Genomic DNA, 17,644 nt, shown 5'->3' on the forward strand with positions numbered 1-17,644 from the left:
CGGGCCGGATAATCCGGTGACCGCCGTGGAGTCCGCCGGTAGCGTCGGCCGGTGTGATCGACGTTCCGGACGCGCTCGCCGCCTCGCAGGCCAAGTACAACGGCGCGGCGGGCCGCGCCTTCATCGACGGGCTGCCCGCGCTGGCGGCCGCCTTCCTGGACCGCTGGGAGCTGCGCCTCGACGGGCCCTCCATGCACGGCTGGGCGGCCCTCGTGCTGCCCGTCGTGCGCGGCGACGGCACACCGGCCGTGCTGAAGCTCCAGATCCTCGACGAGGAGACCGAGGGCGAGCCCGTCGCCCTGCGGCTGTGGGACGGCGACGGGGCGGTGCGGCTGCTCGACCACGACCCGGACACCGGCACCATGCTCCTGGAGCGGCTCGACCCGACCCGCATGCTCGGCCACGTCGAGGACTCCCGCGAGGCCGTCCTCGTCCTGGCGCGGCTCCTCGCCCACCTCACCGCCACCCCCGCCCCGCCCGGCCTGCGCCGCCTCGGCGACGCGGCACGGGGGATGCTGGAGCGGACGCCGCGGGTCCTCGGCCGCATCCCGGACCCGGCGGACCGCCGCCTGGTCGCGGACTGCGCCGCCGCCGTGCGCGAGGTCGCCGACGAGCCCGGGGACCGGTTGCTCCACTGGGACCTGCACTACGAGAACGTCCTCGCCTCGGACCGCGCCCCCTGGCTCGCCATCGACCCCAAGCCGCTGGCCGGCGACCCCGGTTTCGACCTGCTGCCCGCCCTCGACAACCGCTACGACCCCGGCGAGACCCGGTGGCGCTTCGACGCCATGACCGACGTCCTCGGGCTGGACCGCCGGCGGGCCCGCGCCTGGTCCCTCGGCCGCGTCCTGCAGAACTGCCTGTGGAACGTGGAGGACGGCGACCCGCTGGAGACCGAGCAGCTGGAGATCGGGCGCCTGCTGCGGGCGCTGTGAGCCGCCGGCCCGTCCCGGCCGCCCCGGGCACGCGTGGGGCGGCGGGTCAGTCCCGGGTGGTGGGTCAGTCCCGGGTGGTGGGGCGCGGACGACGGGGGTGGTCACGGTCGAGCGCGCCGGGCAGTTCGACCCGGCGGCGTATCCGCAGCTTGCGGTAGGTACTGGTCAGGTGGGTCTCCACGGTGCGCCGGGCCAGGTGCAGCAGGTCGGCGATCTCGGGGTTCGTCCGCCCCTCGGCGGCCAGTTCGGCGATACGGCGCTCGCTGCCGGTCAGCGCCCCGGACCCGGTGCGGGCCGCCGCCGGGCCGCGCGCGCCGCTCTCGCGCAGGGCCTGCCCGGCCAGGCCGAGCAGCCGCCGGGCGCCCCCGCGTTCGGCCAGTTCCGCCGCCTCGCGCAGGCACACCCGCGCACGGGCGCGTTCGCCCGCGGCGAGGAGCTGGCGGCCCTGGGCGATCAGCGCCGACACCAGCTCCGCGTCCGCACCGGCGGGCGCGTCCCGCAGGGTGCCCACGGCCTCCTCGGCCAGCTCCAGGCCGCGCCGCCCGCCGGTGGCGGTGCCCAGCACGCGCAGGGCCCGGCCGACCGTGCGCGGGGTGTTCCACACCCGGGCCAGCCGCAGTTCCTCCGCCGCCAGGGCGAGCGCCTCCTCACCGGCGCCCAGCGCCAGCCGGCACTCCGCGACCGCCGTCCGCCACGGGGTGACGACCGGGCTGACCACCTCGCGGGCGGTCTGCCGCCGTCCGCACTCCAGGAAGTCGTGGAGCGCGCCCGCCGGGTCCCCTGCGGCGGCCCGCTGCACGCCCCGCGCGTACAGGAAGCGGTTCAGTTCCCAGGACTCCGGCGCCCGGCGCAGGTCGAAGGCGCGCGCGAGCCGCCCGGCCTCCTCGGTGCGGCCGGTGTGGACCAGTGCGAGCAGGGCGTGGGCGTCCAGGTTCGAGGGGCCGGTGCGGGACGGCTCGGCCGGCCCCGGCCGGCCCGTCCCGTCGCCGGCGCCGGGAGCGGTGCCGGTGCCGCGGCCGGTGTCGGTGCTTGTGCCGCTCCCGCTCCCGCTCCCACTGCCACTGCCACTGCCACTGCCGAGCAGGCGGGCGTGGTCGCCGCGGGCCGCGGCGATGTCGGCGCGGGTATTGAGGAGCGCGTGCTGCATCGGGTGCAGCAGCGCGGGGTGCTGTCCGGCCAGTCCGCGCTCCACCAGCCGGTCCGCCTCGTCGAGTTCGTCGGCCCACTGGGCGACCGCGGCGGCCGTGCCCAGCAGGTAGGGCTCGGCGAGCGGGTCGGCGGGCTGCGCGAGCAGGCTCCGTACGCGGCGCATCGCCTCCCGGGCCGAGATCAGCGCGGCCGTCGCCGCGTACCGCACCAGCAGGGCCTGCCCGGCGGTGCCCACCAGCTCCGGGGAGTGCTCACCGGTCTCGCACAGCCACCGGTACACCTCCTGGCGAGTCGCCAGGTCCTCGTCGGACAGGAGCGCGCCCGCGATCTGCACGGTGCGGGCCAGGTCCGGGTGCCCGGACAGCCGGCCCTCGGTGCGGCGCAGCACCTCCATGGCCGTACGGATCTCACCGCGTCCGGCCAGGGCGGTGCCGAGGGCGACGGCGGTGCGCACCCGGTTGCGGGGGTCGGCCGGCAGGTGCTGGGCCTCGGCGAGGCGCGCGATGGCCGCCGGGGCGTCGGCCGACGCGTACTCCAGGGAGCCCAGTTCGGTCAGCAGCCGCTGGCGCAGGTCGTCGGGGAGCGGCTCGTCCAGCGTGCGGCGCAGATAGGCGACGGCGTCGTCGGGCCGGGCGTCGTGCACGGCGACGGTCACCGCGTCCCGCAGCACGCGCAGCGCCCAGGGCAGGCCGACGACCGGCGCCCGCAGCAGGTGCCGGGCGACCGCCTCGACGCGGGCGCCCCGGCGCAGCATCGCCTCCGCCGCCGCCAGGTGCGCCGCCTGCCGGCGGGGCCGGGGCCAGCCGGTGAGCACGGCGTCGCGCAGCAGCGGGTGCGCGTAGCGGGGGCGTCCGGCGGCGTCCGGCCGCAGCAGCCCGAGCCGCGTCATCGCGGCGAGCCATCCGGCGACCCGGGCGGGGTCGGCCCCCGCCGCCTCGGCCAGGACGTCGACCGGATCACCGGCGTCCAGCCCACCCGGCGGGGCGTGCCCCGATGGCACCCCGTCCCCGCCGTCCCCGCCGCCCCCGCCGTCCCCACTCACCGCCGGAGCGTCCAGCGGTACGGGGTCCAGCGGCGCGGAGTCCAGCGGCGCGGAGTCCAGCGGCGCGGAGTCCAGGGATACGGAGTCCAGGGGTACGGCGCCCAACGGCACGGCACCCAGCGGTACAGCGCCCAACGGCACGGCGTCCAGCAGCGCCGGGTCCCAGGGCACGAGGGCCGGTCCGGTCGCCCCGCGCGAGGGCGGCGGGTCCGCCGGGGCGGGCTCCGCGCTCCGCGGCCACGCCTGTTCCAGCGCCGCCAGGCACCGGGCCACGTCTGCCGTCTCGGGCCCGGCGCTGTTCAGCCACCAGGAGACGGCCGCCGGGTAGGCCCCGGGGTACAGCGCGGCGCACGTGTCCGGCAGGGGCGGGACCGCATGTGCGGCACCGTCCGGACGCGGGGCGCCGCCGAGGTCGTCGAGCAGGGCGTGCAGCAGCAGCGGACTGCCGGCGCCCGCCCGTACGCACTGGGCCGTCCAGCGCGCCCCGGCCGTGGGGAAGGCGGCGCGGACCAGCCCGGCCGCCGCCGCGTCGCTCAGCGGGGCGAGGGTGTGGGTGCGCACGAGGGAGGGGGACAGGGCCTGGGTGAGGCCGGCGGGCCGCGGGTCGATGTCGTACTGGCTGCGCTCGGTGGCCACCAGCAGTACCCGTAATCGGTCGGCCCGCCGGGCCGCCTCCACCAGCCAGCGCCGCGAGGAGTCGTCGGCCAGGTGGACGTCGTCCACGGCGACCAGCACCGGCCCCTCGGCCGCGTACGCGCGCAGCAGCCGCCACAGCCGGGCCGCGCTGCCGCGGTCGTCGCCGCCGGGCGCCAGGTCGGTGAAGTCCGGGACGGTGCCGAGCAGTTGCAGCACGGTGCCGAACGGCACCTCGGTGTCCTCCGGCGAGCAGCGCGCGCGCAGGACCCGCAGGCCCCGGTCGGCGGCGTGCCGGACGGCGGCCTCCAGGACGGCGGTGCGGCCGGTGCCGGTGGCGCCGCGCAGCAGGACGAGGCCGCCGGTGCCGGCCCGGGCGCGCTCGGTCTCCGCCGCGAGCAGCGCCCGGACGTCGTCGCGTTCGCGGAGCGGTCCGGTCATCGGTGCCTCCTGTGGTGGACGGTGATCCCCCGGTGTGTGAGACGTGCGAACACGGGCGAGGGTGGTGTGAAGTGGCACACGCCCTGCCCGCCACGGACCGCCCCCTTCCCGCACGGAACCCCTTTGACCTGCGGCGACGCCGCTCCACGGGAACCTTCGTGGTGACCGGCGCGCTGGTCTCGTGGTGCGTCTCGTGGTGCTCCACGATTGCGTGCGCCACAGCTGTCCCAGAAGTGTGGAAGACGCTCATCCGCTGCCGGCCCGGTCCGGACAGCGGGCACGTGAACAGGGGGGAAACGGTTGCTCAACTCACCCCGGACCGCCACCACACCGGCCCACTCGACCCACTCGGCGCCCTCGACCCACTCAGCGCACCCGGCGCACTCGACGCTCTCGGCCCACTCCGCCCACTCGGCCCGCCCCGCGCTCGGCGGGGCCGCCGGCGTCGTCGACCGGCGCGTCCCGGTGGCGGTGTCCGCACCGGACCCGATCAGCCGGGAGGGCGCGGTCAGCCAGTTGCGCCGGCACCCGGAGATCGACCTGCGCGAGGAGTCCGGCCCCGGCACGGTGGCCCTGCTCATCGAGGACCAGCTCGACGAGCAGGCGCTGAGCCGGCTGCGCCGGATCGTGCGCAGCGAGGGCGCGCGCGCCGTGCTCGTGGTCGGCGCGATCCGCGAGAACGAACTGCTGGACGTCGTCGAATGCGGCGTCGGTGCCATCGTCTGGCGCCAGGAGGCCACCGCCCACCGGCTGGTGCAGGCGGTGCTGGCCGCCTCGCGCGGCGACGGCGACCTGCCCGCCGACCTGCTCGGCCGGCTGATCAGCCAGGTGGGCACGCTGCACCGAGGCGCGGCCGGCCGCCCCGGCGCCCCCTCGCTGGGACTCGCGCCCCGCGAGGTGGACGTCCTGCGACTGGTCGCCGAGGGCCTCGACACCGGAGAGATCGCCGGCAAGCTGTCCTACTCCGAACGGACCGTCAAGAACGTCATGCACGGACTCACCACACGGCTCCACCTGCGCAATCGCGCGCACGCCGTGGCCTATGCCCTGCGGGAAGGCTACATCTGACCGAACGGGCAATCGAGGGCGGCCCCTTGGGTCCACGGGGGCAGGACGGTCTGCCCCGCCGCCGTCCCCGGCACGCGTGCGCACCGACCGGCGCCCGGGGGACGATCGACGACGGACGACGTACCGGACGACGTACCGGACGGGGACGGCAGTACGGGCAGGGCGGGAGCGCGGCAGTGATCCACGAGGTGGACGAGGTCCTCAAGAGCCTCCTGGGCAGCGGGGCGTTGACGGGCTCGGGCATCGACGTGTCCTTCGAAGCACCCACGCGTGACTGGGCGGCCCGGCGCAACGCCCCCGTGGTCAACGTCTACCTGTACGACATCCGCGAGGACGTGGCCAGGCGTCACCGCGGCCACATGGAGGTGCGCGACGAGCGGGACGTCGTGGTGCGCCGCCGCCAGCCGCCGCGCTGGTTCCGGCTGTCGTACCTGGTGACGGCCTGGACGAAGACCCCGCAGGACGAGCACCGGCTGCTGTCCGCCGTACTGGCGACCCTGCTGCCCCGCGAGGTCCTGCCGCCCGCCGAACTCCCGCCCTCGCTGCGGGCGCTGGGCCTGTCGGTGCCGCTCACGGTGGCCGGCATCCAGTCGGAGGCCCGCTCCCTCGCGGAGATCTGGTCCGCGCTGGGCGGCGAGCTGAAGCCGTCCCTGGACCTGGTGGTGACCGCGCCCTTCCCCGCCTTCCCGGAGTACGACGCCGGGCCCCCGGTCACCGAGGGCGCGACGGTCCGGGTGCGGGACCTGGCCGACGGCACGGCGGAGCCCGCCGGGCGCTCCCACCGGCCCCGCCAGGTGGCCGCCGCCCGCGCCGCCCGCACGGCCGCCGCCCGCACCACCGCCCCTGCCGCCGCGAGCGAGGACACCGCCTCCCGTCGTACGGACCCGCGGTGAGCGCCCCGCCCCGGGACGCGCGCGACGACGCCCGCGACACGTCCGAGGCCTCCCCCGTTCCGGAGGCGGACCCGGACCCCGCGCACGCCCTGCTCACGCGCCTCGCCGGTCTGCGGGAACGGGTCACCGCGCTGGTCGAGCACCGTGCCGCCGGCGACCCCACGGCCGACGACCCGCTGCGCGGCCTGTACCTGTCGGAGGAGGCCGTGGGCCACCTGCTCCGCACCTGGCGGCACCCCGCCCACGACCACCCTCCGGTCGCCCCGGAACGGACCGGGCGGACGGCCGACCGGCTGGCGTCGCTGGCCGGACGGGCGGGTCTGACGGAACTGGACACCGCCGTCCTGCTCATCGCCCTCGCCCCGGACGTCGACCGCACCTTCGAGCCGCTGTACGGCTACCTCAACGACGACGTGAGCCGGCGCCGGGCCACCGCGGGCCTCGCCCTCGACCTGTGCGCCGTACCCGCGCACACGGCCGCCGCCCGCGCCCGTCTGCACGCGTCCGCACCCCTGCGCGCCCTGGGGCTGCTGGAGGTCGAGGAGCCCGAGCGCCCCTTCCTGAGCCGTTCGCTGCGCGTTCCCGACCGCCTGACCGGTCACCTCCTGGGCGACGACACCCCGGACGCCGCGCTCCTCGGCCGCCTGGACCCCCTGCCGGCACCGCTGCCCGCCGACTCCGCCGCCGAGGACTTCGCGCACCGGCTCGCCGCCCGCCTGCGGGGCGGCCCCCTCACCGCCTACCTGCGGGAACAGCGGGAGGGCGACGGACTGGCCGCCCTCGCCGCCGCCCTGCGCGCCGCCGGTCTGGACGCGCTGTGCTGCGCGGACCCCGCCGACCACGTGCCCGAGCTGCTGCGCGAGGCCCGGCTCGGCGGGCGGGCCGTCGTCGTACCCGGGCTGCCCGAGCGCCCCGGTCCGCTGGTGCGGGCGCTGACCGCGGCCGGCGACGTGACCGTGCTGGTGACGGACGCCCGCCCCTACGACCCGCACTGGTCACCGGACGACCCCCTGGTCCTGGAGGCGCCGACCCGCCGGGCCGGCGGGGCGCCCGCCTGGCGGGCCGCGCTCGGCGCCGACGCCGACGGCTTCGACCTGGCGGCCACCGTGGCCCCGTACCGCCTCGGCGGCGACCGCGTCCGGCGGGCCGCCGAGGCGGCGCGCGCCCTCGCCGCCTTCGACGGCGGCCCGGTCACCGCCGCCCACGTACGGCTCGCCGCCCGCCGCCAGTCGGCCTCCGGGCTGGAGAGCCACGCCCGGCGCATCCGGCCCGCCGTGGACTGGGGCGACCTGGTCCTGCCCGACAAGCCCCTCGGCCAGCTGCGCGAACTCGCCCTGCGCGCCCGGCACCGCGACCGCGTCCTCGGCGACTGGCGGCTCAGCGCGGGCGGCGGACGCGGCCGGGGCGTACTCGGCCTGTTCGCGGGCGAGTCCGGCACCGGCAAGACCCTGTCGGCCGAGGTGGTCGCCGCCGACCTGGGCCTCGACCTCTACGTCGTCCAGCTGTCGTCGATCGTGGACAAGTACGTCGGCGAGACCGAGAAGAACCTGGAGCGGATCTTCACGGAGGCCGACCGCACCGACGCCGTGCTCCTCTTCGACGAGGCCGACGCCGTCTTCGGCAAGCGCTCCGAGGTCAAGGACTCCCACGACCGGTACGCCAACCTGGAGAGCGCCTACCTGCTGCAGCGCCTGGAGTCCTTCGACGGCATCGCCCTGCTCACCACCAACCTGCGGGCCAACATCGACGAGGCGTTCACCCGGCGCCTGGACCTGGTGGTCGACTTCCCGTTCCCGGACGCCGGTCAGCGGCTGGCGCTGTGGCGGCACGGCCTCGCGCACGTTCCGTCCGCCGACGGCATCGACCCGGCCCCGCTGGCCCGGGACTTCGAGCTGGCCGGCGGGTCGATCCGCGGCGCCGTGGTCACCGCCGCCTACCTGGCCGCCGGCCGCGGGGACCACGTGACGGCGGACGACCTCCTGGAGGGCGCCCGCCGCGAGTACCGCAAGGCCGGGCGGCTGGTCCCCGGCGAAGGCGGCTGGTGACCGGCGGCGATCGCGTCGCGTCGCGTCCGGCCGTCAGGCGGCCTTGGGCCGGACGATCTTCCACTCCTGGTCGCCGCTGCTGGTGCAGGTGGAGATCCTCAGCCGGGCGAAGAGGGGCCCGTCGGCCTCGTCCACGTCCAGGCACGTGTTGTTGCTGGCGAAGTTCCGGATCCAGTAGTCACCGCTCGGCTGCTTGTCGATCCACCAGAGCTGGTTGTCGGCGGTCGTGCCGTCGCAGTGGAACTCGGCGACGGGCGTACCGACCGGCCGGGACCCGTACTCGCCCAGGTCCATGCAGAACTGGTCCTTGACGTTCCGGATCTGGAAGAGAGCCACCCCGGCGGGGCCCTTCTCGGCCTGCACCTCGAGGTTCCAGATCTGGTTGTCCCCGTCGGTGTCGTCGCAGACGGCCTGCTGGACCGGGCCGTTGATCTCGCCCTTCTCCCGTCCGGGGAGTTCGGCGCACATGTCGCTGGTGGTGTTGCGCAGCAGGATGTTCTGGGCGGGCACCACGGGCTTCGGCTTCGCGGGCTTCTCGGACGCCCCGCCACCACCGCCGCCACCGCCGCCGCCCCCGGCGTTCTCGGGCTTCTTCGAGGCCGGCTGTTCCGGCACCTCGGGCTGTTCGAGCGCCGACTCGGCCGCGCTGGGCAGGGTCTCCGGCGTGGCGCTGGGGCTGGGGGCGAGGGCGGCGCCCGCCTGCTCGACCTGCTCGGTGGCGCTGCTGCGGACCTGGGGCTTGTAGGCGATCCAGATCATCAGGAAGGCGATGCTCAGGGCGAGGGCGAACCCGAAGAAGCCGGCCAGCCACCGCGGCAGGAAGCCCCGCTGGACGTACGTGCCCTCGATCTCCGTCGGGTCCACCCCCGACCGGCGCACCGACAGCGTGTACGGCCGCTCCTCCTTCGCCCCGAACCAGATGATCTGCCGCGGCTTCAGCGTCGTCTCGACGAACGCCGCCCGCCCCGGCTCGATCTGCACGTTCCCGGGCCGGATCTCGTACGACAGATGGTCCCCGGTGTCGCTGCCCGCCACCGACGCGGTCACCCTCGTGTTGCCGAGGTTGTCCACCGCCAGCCTCGGCCGCCCCCGGAACCTGCCCTTCACGGTCGGCGGCACCAGTTCCGCCCGTATCTCCGTGAACGGCGTGATCGTCAGGTTCCCCTCCGGGACCGTGACCGCCTCCGGGTGCTCCGTCGGCGTGATCCGCACCGCGTACGGGTTCGGTCCCGCCGCCGCGTCAGGGCCGCGGGGCGGCGCGAAGGTCAGTTCCACCGTGCCGGTCGTCCCCGGGTACAGCCGGAGCGTCGGCGGCTCGACCGTCGTCCAGGGAGCCACGTCCCCCACCGGTTCGAACCGGTACTCATCCACCACATCACCGGTGTTGCGCACCCGCAGGCGCACCCGCGCGCTGCTGCCGGGGTCGACGGTGACGGACGCGGGCTCGAGGGAAGTCCAAAGGCTCACGCCTCGACGCTACGGGCGCGCCGGCGCGGCGTCAGGAGCCGTCGGGGCAGACCCCGCTGCCCGAAGAGGCGGCCCGCGCAGCCCTACGCCCCTTCCGCGTACGGGTCTTCCGTATGGGGTGTGTCCGCCGCCCGCTGCGCGACGACGGACGGGGCGGTGGCGGCGCCCGACGCGAAGGCGGCTCCGTCGGTCTCGGCGGCCCGCTCGGAGCCCTGCCCCGGGTCGGTGACGGTGACGCCGGCGCCGTTGTCGTCACCCGTCTCGCGGATGCCCCGGAGGTTCTTGTCGAGGTGGCTGGCCTCGTGCGCGAGGATCCGCGTGTCGCCGATGGCGGACGGGCCGAGGAAGATGTGGTGGCCGACCGTCATGGCCTGGGCGCCCAGGGCCGCGGTCGCGCGCTGGGCCGTCGGGTTGTCGTGCACGCGGCCCGCGGAGAGGTTGTCGTTCTGGTAGAACGACTGCGCCTTGGCGAGGAAGGCCCCGGGGAGCGGACTGCTCGGCGTGGCCATGGCGGCGTCCAGCAGGCTGCGCTGCGCGGCGGGCTCGGTGTCCTCGACGGCGACGCCCTCGTGTCCGCACCCCGGCCCGTGCCCGTGCCCCGCGCTGTCCCGGCGCTGCACGGCCGGGCCCGCGTGCCCGCACCCCGGCCCGTGCTGATGCCGCTGCGCCTCGACCGTCCGGGCCACGGCCGCGTTCCCCGCCAGGTGCTGGAGGTTCAGCATCCGCTGGACCGGCGCGCTCGGCGGGACCGCCGGGCGGCGGGCCGTGCCCCGTTCGTCGGTCGGTCCGCTCCGCGTTCCGTGCGCGCGCACGATGCTCCCTTCGGCAACCGGACGGTTGACCACCTTGGCCGGCTTGGCCACCTTGGCCGGCTTGGCCACCTTGGCCGGCCACCCAGCCTTACCGGAGCACCCCCGGGGCCGACAGGTACGCGGGGGCAGCGTCAGGGGCAGACGGGAGAACGACCGGGAGAGACGGCACGCGGGGCGGGGGAACGGCGGCGCCCCCTGCCCCTACGGGCACGGTCCGGGGCAACGGCGGTGCCCCCGCTCCGGCCCCCGAGGCCGTTTCGGCGGGCGCGACGCGCGCGCGAGGGTGAGGGGCGTCCTGTCTCGTACCCCGAGGAGAGCAGAGCATGCCGTCCTACCTGTCGCCCGGCGTCTACGTCGAGGAGGTGGCCAGCGGCTCGCGCCCGATCGAGGGGGTGGGCACCTCGGTCGCGGCCTTCGTCGGACTCGCGCCGACCGGCCCGCTGAACGAGCCCACGCTGGTGACCAACTGGACGCAGTACGTCGCGGCCTTCGGCGACTTCACCGACGGCTACTACCTCGCGCACTCCGTCTACGGGTTCTTCAACAACGGCGGCAGTGCCGCGTACGTCGTCCGCGTCGGCGGCTCCGCCGAGGACGCCGCCGTCGGCACCGGCCAGGACGGCGCGTCCGCGCGCTCCGCGGTGTCCGGCGCCGCCGCCCCCGCCGCGCTGCCGGCCGCCGAGCCGAGGCAGCTCGGCACCTTCGCCGTGACGGCCACCGCCGCCGGCGAGCACGGCCCGCTGTCCGTCGAGGTCGCCGACCCCGAGGGCGAGGGTCCCGCCGAGCGCTTCAAGCTGATCGTCAAGGACGGCGACAAGCCCGTCGAGACCTTCGACGTGAGCGCCAAGAAGGGCAACCGCTCCTACGTCGTCACGCAGGTCAAGGAGCGCTCCAAGCTCATCACCGTGACGGAGGCCGCGCCGTCCGCGCAGCTGGCCCGCCCGGAGAACCAGACCCTGACGCTGCCCGCGCCGCCCGCCGCCCCCGCCGACCGGACCGCCCCGGCCGGGAAGGGCGAGGTCGCGCACCCGGGCCCGGCCCAGTACCTCGGCGACTCCGCGGACCGCACCGGCTTCGGCGGCCTGGAGGCCGTCGACGAGATCTCCATGGTCGCCGTGCCCGACCTCATGGCCGCCTACCAGCGGGGCGCGATCGACCTGGAGGCCGTCAAGGCCGTACAGCTGGGCCTCATCGCCCACTGCGAGCTGATGGGCGACCGCGTCGCCATCGTCGACCCGCCGCCCAGCCTGAACGCTCGTCAGATCCGCGTCTGGCGCCAGGAGACGGCCGGCTACGACTCCAAGTACGCGGCCCTGTACTACCCCTGGATCAAGACCTTCGACCCGGCGTCCGGCCAGTCCCGCCTGGTCCCGCCGAGCGGTCACGTCGCCGGCATCTGGGCCCGCAACGACTCCGAGCGCGGCGTGCACAAGGCCCCCGCCAACGAGGTCGTCCGCGGCGCCGTCGACCTCGAACTCCAGATCACCCGCGGCGAGCAGGACCTGCTCAACCCGATCGGCGTCAACTGCATCCGCGCCTTCCCCGGCCGCGGCATCCGCATCTGGGGCGCCCGCACCCTCTCCTCCGACCCGGCGTGGCGCTACCTGAACATCCGCCGGTACTTCAACTACCTGGAGGAGTCGATCCTGATCGGCACCCAGTGGGTGGTCTTCGAGCCGAACGACCACAACCTCTGGGCCCGCATCCGCCGCAACGTCTCGGCGTTCCTGGTCAACGAGTGGCGCAACGGCGCCCTGTTCGGCCAGAGCCCCGAGCAGGCGTACTACGTCAAGTGCGACGAGGAGACCAACCCGCCGGAGTCGGTCGACCTCGGCCGGGTCATCTGCGAGATCGGCATCGCGCCGGTCAAGCCCGCCGAGTTCGTGATCTTCCGGCTGGCCCAGTTCTCCAGCGGCAGCGGGGAGCTGGAGGAGTAGGCGCCACGCCCGCCCCGCCTCCTTACGCCCCCTCGCCCCCCCTCCCTAGAAGGACAGCGAACACATGAGTCTCCAGCCGGGTGACGCCCTCACCTCACACAATTTCGGCCTCCAGATCGACGGTGTGATGGTCGAGTACCTCGCCGAGGTCAGCGGCCTCACCCTCGAACAGGACGTCATCACCTACCAGCAGAACAGCGCGCAGGGCCGGGCCGAGGTGGCGCTGCTGCCGGGCGTGCAGAAGAACGGCCAGTGCACCGTCGTACGCGGCATGACCCAGTCGGCGTCGTTCACCCAGTGGATCAACGACTCGATCCGGGGCCAGATGAGCACAGCCCGGAAGAACGCGTCGATCATCATGATGGACTTCCAGGACAATCCGGTGAAGCGGTACAACCTGCGCAACGCCTGGTGCAGCAAGATCGACACGAGCACGGTCAAGGCGGGCGAGGCGGCGGCCCTGACCGAGACCGTCACCATCGTGTTCGAAGAACTGGTCATCGAGTAATGCGGCGTTCGGCTGCCGGGGCGCCCGCCGGGGCGCCCCGGGCCCCCCAGACCGCGGCGGCGGGAGCGGACTTCCCCCGTTCGGCTCCCGCCGCCGCGTCCGCCGAGGCCCCGGTCGTCGACCCGGGGCCCCGGCACCAACTCGTCACCGAGTTCCCCTTCGAGCTGCCGCGCGGCTACGTCGACGAGTCGGGCACGGTCCACCGCGACGGCGTGATGCGCCTGTCGACGGCCCGGGACGAACTGGTCCCGCTGCGCGACGTGCGCGTCCAGGAGAACCCGGCGTACCTGTCGGTGGTGCTGCTCGGCCGGGTCATCACCCGGCTGGGCACGCTGACGATGGTGCACGACGGCATCGTGGAGAACATGTTCGCCTCCGACCTGGCGTTCCTCCAGGACTTCTACCGCCAGATCAACGCGGAGGGGCACACCCGCGCGGCCGTGCGGTGCCCGCACTGCTCGGAGCCCTTCGAGGTGGAACTCGGCGGGAGCCGCCTGGGGGAATCGTGACGTACGCGACCGACCGGCTGCACGAGGAGATCGCGTACGTCGCCTACCACTTCCACTGGGGCCTGGACGCGATCCTGGACCTCGAACACCAGGACCGACGCCGGTACACGGACCAGATCGCGTCCCTCGTGACGCGCGGCGCGGCGGAGGGCTGAGCGGTGGGATTCCTGGACCGGCTGCGGGGACGCACGGGCGGCACCGCCGGGACGGACGCCGGGGCGGACGTCGCCGGGGGCTCTGACGCGGGCGCGGGCGCGGGCTCCGCGGGCGCGGTGGCTGCGGATGCCGCCTCGGCTTCGGCCGCGGGTCCGGCGGGTGCGGCCGAGGTGCCGGGTACGGCCGAGGTGCCGGGTACGGCCGGCGGGCCCGCGCGGCCGGTGGCCGCCGCCTGGTCGACCCTGCCGCCGATCCGGCGGGCGACGGGTGAGGGACGTACCGGGGTGGCGGACGCCGGGTTCGGCGGGCGGCTGCCGACGTGGCAGAACCCGTCGTTCAGCGCGGCCCCCTCCCCCGCGGTCCTGAACCCGGCGGCCGGCCACGGCCTGCTCTCGGGAGCGTTCACCGGGCCGGCCGGGTCGGCGACTGGGCCCGGCCTCCCCACGCCCACGTCACCGTCGGCGTCACCGGCCGCCGGTCCCCCGGTGCAGCGGATGCCGGTGGCCCCACTGCGGGCCCTGCCGCCGGCGCCTGGGCCTGCCCCACGGGGGACCTCGTCGCCGGGGTCCGCCTCACCGGGTTTCGCCACGCCGGGGGCCGCCTCACCCGGGTCCGTGCCGCCCAGGACCGTCCCGCCCGGATCCGCGTCCCCCAGGTCCGCGTCCAACGGATCCGTGCCGTCCGTCCCCGCCACGCCCGGGGCCGTCTCACCCAGGTCCGGCCCGCCCGCGCCCGCCGCTTCCGTGGCGCGCACGCAGGGCCCGGCGGCCACGCCGAGGGCTACCGGCCCGACGGCCACGTCGAGGGCTACCGGTCCGACGGCCACCTCGGGAGTTACGGGCCCGGACACGCCCGGCGTCCCCGTACCGGCCGCGTCCCGGACTCCGGTCGCGCCGGTGCAACGGTCGCGCTCCGGGGGACCGGAGCCGGCCGCGACGCCGGTGGGCCCACCGGTCCGGGGTGTCCACGGCGTCCGCGCGACACCCGTACCGCCCGCCCCGCCACGCGCGCGGGACTCCCTCACCAAGGCTCCGTCCGTCCCGGCTGCCGCGCGGCGACGGGCCCTGCCCGTGTCCCGCCGGGCGGCCGACGCGGTGCCGGATTCCCCGGGACCGGCTCCGTCGTCGCCGGACGGCGACCGAGGAGGCCCCGGCACGCCCCTCGCCGGTGACACACCGACCGGGGCTCCCGTTCAGCGCGCGGCAGCCCGTCCCGTACCCGCACCCGCACCCGCACCCGCACGGCGGACGACCCCCACCGCTCCCCCGGCGTCGGCCTCGTCCCCGGGCGGCCCGGCGACCGGCGTCCCGGCACCGGGCACCGCCGTGTCCCCGTCCGGCCGCACCACCGGCGCCCAGCAGGGCGGCCCGGCGACCGGCGCCGCGGTGCGGCGAGCTACGCAGCGAGGCGACACGCGGCCCACCCCCCGCACCACCCCGGCCCCGCCCACGAAGACCTCCGGCGCCACGGCGTCCACCCCGGACGCCGGTACGCCGCCCCCAGGGACGCCGGTACGCGGCTCCGCGCCCGCACACGGCCCCTCACCGGCCGCCCCGGCACCGGTGTCCCGCGCCGACACCTCCGACGGCGCGACGAGCGGACCCCCGGTCCAGCGCGCGGTCACCCCTCCCGGCACCGCGCGGCCCAGCACCCCGCAGGCGCCTCCAGGGACGGCCCCCACGGGCACCCGGCCCCCGTCCGCCCCCGTCGGCACGCCCTCGAACGCCGCGCCGGCCCACCGGACGACGCCCCCGCACGCCTCCACCCCGCCGCCCCCACCCCGGATACCGGCGGCCGGCACGTCCCCCACCACGCCCGTACGGCGAGGGACGCCCGCCCCCGGCCCCGCGCAGGCCCCCACGCCAGGCGGCGACCCGACCGACGCCCGGCGGACCCCCGCCGCCGCCGACGGCACGGCAACCGGGCTGCCCGTACAGCGAGCGGTCCCCCCGACCACGCCCGCTCCCGACGGCACCCGGGCGACGAGCGCCCCCGCCCAGCGGTCCGCACCCGGCAACGGTCACCCGAGCACGGCCCCCGGCACACACGACGTGAACCGTCCCGACGGCACCCAGCCCGGAACCGGCAGCCGGGCAGCGGGCACGACGCCCGACGGAACCACCCCGCCGGTCCAGCGGACCGTGCCACGGGACACCCCGGCACCGGCGTCCCGGCCCGCCGCCCCTGCCGTGCCGACGACAGGACCCGCCACCCAGGGACACCGCCCCGCCACCGCCCCAGTGGCCGCACCGCCCTCCAGCACACCCACGCCTCCACCCGCGCCAGGGCACACGCCACCGCGCCCCACCGACGGCCCGACCGCCCCGGCGTCCTCCTCGACGCCTCCCCGGGCGGACCGCCCCGTCCCGGACCGCCCCGTCCCGCACCCCCAGCCGAACCCTCCCGCCGAGGCGACCGCCCGGACGGCCCCCGTCCAACGGCGGGCCGCGACGCCCCGCCCGCCCGACACGCCCCGGGCGCCGACGGCGTCATCGCGCCCGCGCACCGGCCCGCCCGACGTACCCGCCGACACGGTGACGCCCCCGGCGCGGCGCGCCACGGACAGCTCACCCACGCCCACCACGCCACCCACCACGCCGCCCACACCCGGCACCTTCCAAGGCGCCCCGCCCGCCACCGCGTCGACCGCTGTCCAACGATCGCTCCAGGGCACCGCCGACCCCGCCGCCCGGCCGGCGACCCCGTCGCCCGCGCCCCAGCACTCGGCCGGCACCGGCTCCTTGCTCCCCGCGGCCCCCGACCCCGTACGCCCCACCGCCGTACCCCTCACCGGCCCCGGCACCACACCGCCCGCCCGGCCCAGCACCCCGGCCCCCCGCCCCGGCCTCGGTGCCCCCGGCCCCGCCCGCCCGGTCCAGCGCAGCACCTCCGCCCCCCGCCTGGGCCTGGGCGCCCCCACCTCCAAGCCGGCCCCCGCACAACGCCCGACGCCGACGCCGACACCCGCACCCGCACCCGCACCCGCACCCGCACCCGCACGAACGCCGGAGGCCACCCCACCCGCACACCCGGCCCCCGGCCCGGCGCCCCTCAGCGCCCCCCGCCTCACCGACCGCCGCCGCACCCCCCTCGGCGCCCCCCTCACCGCCCCGCCGGCGGCCATCCCCACCCCGGCCCCCGCACCCCACCGGCCCCGCACCGGCGCCGACACCCCGCCCCCGGCGGCACCGACCACCCCAGCCCCAGCCCCAGTCCCAGCCCCAGAACCGGCACCGATCACGCCTCCCCCCTCCCTCCACCCCGCCGACCCGGGCGTCCCCACCCCGACCCCCGTCCAGCGCACCCCGATCCACCGCACCCCGATCCACCGCACCCCGGTCAAAGCCGTCCCCCTCCACCGCCCCACTGGCCCCGGCCCCGGCCCCGGACCCGGTCCCGCCCCCGGCCCCACCGCCTCCCACCACCCCCGCACCCCCCTGCCCGTCGCCCCCCTCACCCCACCCCCGGCGACACCGCACCTCCCCCTCCACCACCCCACCGCCCCGACGGCCCCGACGGCCCCCCGCACGGACCCGGCGTCCGGGCCCACGGTCCAGCGCGTCCCCGGACGGACCGTCGGCGCCCTGGCCGCCGCCGCGTCGGCGACCGTCGCGTCCACGCTGGGGCACTTCCGCACTCCCCCGTCCCACCGGCGACCACCGGCGAACCCGCCGGCACCCCCGGCACCGCCGCCCCACGACCCGCCCCCTCCGTACAGCGCGAGCGCGAGCGCGGCCCCGCCCGGCTGCCCGCCCTCCGCGTCACCGGGACCGGCGCCGGGCCCGGCCGGGGACGCGCCCCCCGCGTACACCGCCGTCCCCGCCGGCGGGTTCGACCCGCGTGAGCTGACCGACTTCCAGCTCGACGAGCTGGTGCACCGGATCATCGGCCGCGTCACCCGCCTCGTCCGCACCGAACTGCGCATGGACCGCGAACGCGTCGGCAGACTCCGCGACCCCCGCGCCTGACCGCACCCTCCCCCGGACCGGCCACGCGACACCACGACACCACCCGCCCACCCGCCGGCCGCCCACCCACCACCCGACAGA

At 76.9% G+C, this 17,644-nt stretch carries 12 protein-coding genes; 9 read left to right on the forward strand and 3 right to left on the reverse strand.

The features are described from left to right. Positions 1 to 53 precede the first annotated feature (53 nt). Positions 54 to 935 (forward strand): aminoglycoside phosphotransferase family protein, encoded by an 882-nt coding sequence (locus ACFIF2_RS19445; protein ID WP_395574261.1) that lies wholly within the window; start codon positions 54 to 56, stop codon positions 933 to 935. A gap of 64 nt (positions 936 to 999) precedes the next feature. Here the strand turns inward: ACFIF2_RS19445 and ACFIF2_RS19450 are convergent, their stop codons facing one another. Beyond that, positions 1,000 to 4,200, reverse strand: a complete 3,201-nt coding sequence (locus tag ACFIF2_RS19450) for an AAA family ATPase (protein WP_395574263.1) — start codon at positions 4,198 to 4,200, stop codon at positions 1,000 to 1,002. 300 nt (positions 4,201 to 4,500) lie between these two features. On the opposite strand from ACFIF2_RS19450, the gene ACFIF2_RS19455 reads away from it, so the two are divergent. From ACFIF2_RS19455 to ACFIF2_RS19465, 3 genes are all read left to right on the forward strand, one after another. Next, positions 4,501 to 5,268, forward strand: a complete 768-nt coding sequence (locus ACFIF2_RS19455; protein ID WP_395574265.1) for a LuxR C-terminal-related transcriptional regulator — start codon at positions 4,501 to 4,503, stop codon at positions 5,266 to 5,268. A 176-nt stretch (positions 5,269 to 5,444) separates the two neighbouring features. After that, complete coding sequence (locus ACFIF2_RS19460; RefSeq protein WP_395574267.1) at positions 5,445 to 6,161, forward strand: DUF4255 domain-containing protein; 717 nt, start codon at positions 5,445 to 5,447, stop codon at positions 6,159 to 6,161. 89 nt (positions 6,162 to 6,250) lie between these two features. Beyond that, positions 6,251 to 8,206 carry an ATP-binding protein gene (locus ACFIF2_RS19465; RefSeq protein WP_395574319.1) on the forward strand — a complete coding sequence of 652 codons (1,956 nt, stop codon included), beginning with the start codon at positions 6,251 to 6,253 and terminating at the stop codon, positions 8,204 to 8,206. A 33-nt stretch (positions 8,207 to 8,239) separates the two neighbouring features. On the opposite strand, the gene ACFIF2_RS19470 is transcribed toward ACFIF2_RS19465, so the two are convergent. Together ACFIF2_RS19470 and ACFIF2_RS19475 are read right to left on the reverse strand one after the other, a co-directional pair. After that, positions 8,240 to 9,673: an RICIN domain-containing protein gene (locus ACFIF2_RS19470; RefSeq protein WP_395574269.1), complete on the reverse strand. Its 1,434-nt coding sequence runs from the start codon at positions 9,671 to 9,673 to the stop codon at positions 8,240 to 8,242. 83 nt (positions 9,674 to 9,756) lie between these two features. Further along, the gene (locus tag ACFIF2_RS19475) at positions 9,757 to 10,554 is read right to left on the reverse strand and encodes a DUF4157 domain-containing protein (RefSeq protein WP_395574271.1); all 798 of its coding nucleotides are present in this window, start codon (positions 10,552 to 10,554) and stop codon (positions 9,757 to 9,759) included. Between the two features lie 254 nt (positions 10,555 to 10,808). On the opposite strand from ACFIF2_RS19475, the gene ACFIF2_RS19480 reads away from it, so the two are divergent. The 5 genes from ACFIF2_RS19480 (at position 10,809) to ACFIF2_RS19500 (ending at position 17,563) form a co-directional block, all read left to right on the forward strand. After that, a complete protein-coding gene (locus tag ACFIF2_RS19480; RefSeq protein WP_395574273.1) occupies positions 10,809 to 12,422 on the forward strand; it encodes a phage tail sheath subtilisin-like domain-containing protein in 1,614 nt (537 codons plus the stop codon). Positions 12,423 to 12,486: 64 nt separating this feature from the next. Further along, a complete protein-coding gene (locus tag ACFIF2_RS19485; protein WP_019326684.1) occupies positions 12,487 to 12,930 on the forward strand; it encodes a phage tail protein in 444 nt (147 codons plus the stop codon). Continuing rightward, the gene (locus ACFIF2_RS19490) at positions 12,930 to 13,439 is read left to right on the forward strand and encodes a hypothetical protein (protein ID WP_395574275.1); all 510 of its coding nucleotides are present in this window, start codon (positions 12,930 to 12,932) and stop codon (positions 13,437 to 13,439) included. The genes ACFIF2_RS19485 and ACFIF2_RS19490 overlap by 1 nt, the downstream gene beginning before the upstream one ends. Beyond that, a complete protein-coding gene (locus ACFIF2_RS19495) occupies positions 13,436 to 13,594 on the forward strand; it encodes a DUF6760 family protein (RefSeq protein WP_395574277.1) in 159 nt (52 codons plus the stop codon). Before ACFIF2_RS19490 ends, ACFIF2_RS19495 begins: the two co-directional genes overlap by 4 nt. A 2,535-nt stretch (positions 13,595 to 16,129) precedes the next feature. Beyond that, positions 16,130 to 17,563 (forward strand): hypothetical protein, encoded by a 1,434-nt coding sequence (locus ACFIF2_RS19500; protein WP_395574279.1) that lies wholly within the window; start codon positions 16,130 to 16,132, stop codon positions 17,561 to 17,563. The last annotated feature ends 81 nt before the right edge of the window (positions 17,564 to 17,644 follow it).

Source organism: Streptomyces sp. BK79 (assembly GCF_044142145.1).
Taxonomy (GTDB): domain Bacteria; phylum Actinomycetota; class Actinomycetes; order Streptomycetales; family Streptomycetaceae; genus Streptomyces.

Bases quoted from the DNA above. Each gene is read 5' to 3' on its own strand.
- ACFIF2_RS19490 (WP_395574275.1), top strand. From the start codon at position 12,930: ATGCGGCGTTCGGCTGCCGGGGCGCCCGCCGGGGCGCCCCGGGCCCCC.
- ACFIF2_RS19480 (WP_395574273.1), top strand. From the start codon at position 10,809: ATGCCGTCCTACCTGTCGCCCGGCGTCTACGTCGAGGAGGTGGCCAGC.
- ACFIF2_RS19485 (WP_019326684.1), top strand. From the start codon at position 12,487: ATGAGTCTCCAGCCGGGTGACGCCCTCACCTCACACAATTTCGGCCTC.
- ACFIF2_RS19450 (WP_395574263.1), bottom strand. From the start codon at position 4,200: ATGACCGGACCGCTCCGCGAACGCGACGACGTCCGGGCGCTGCTCGCG.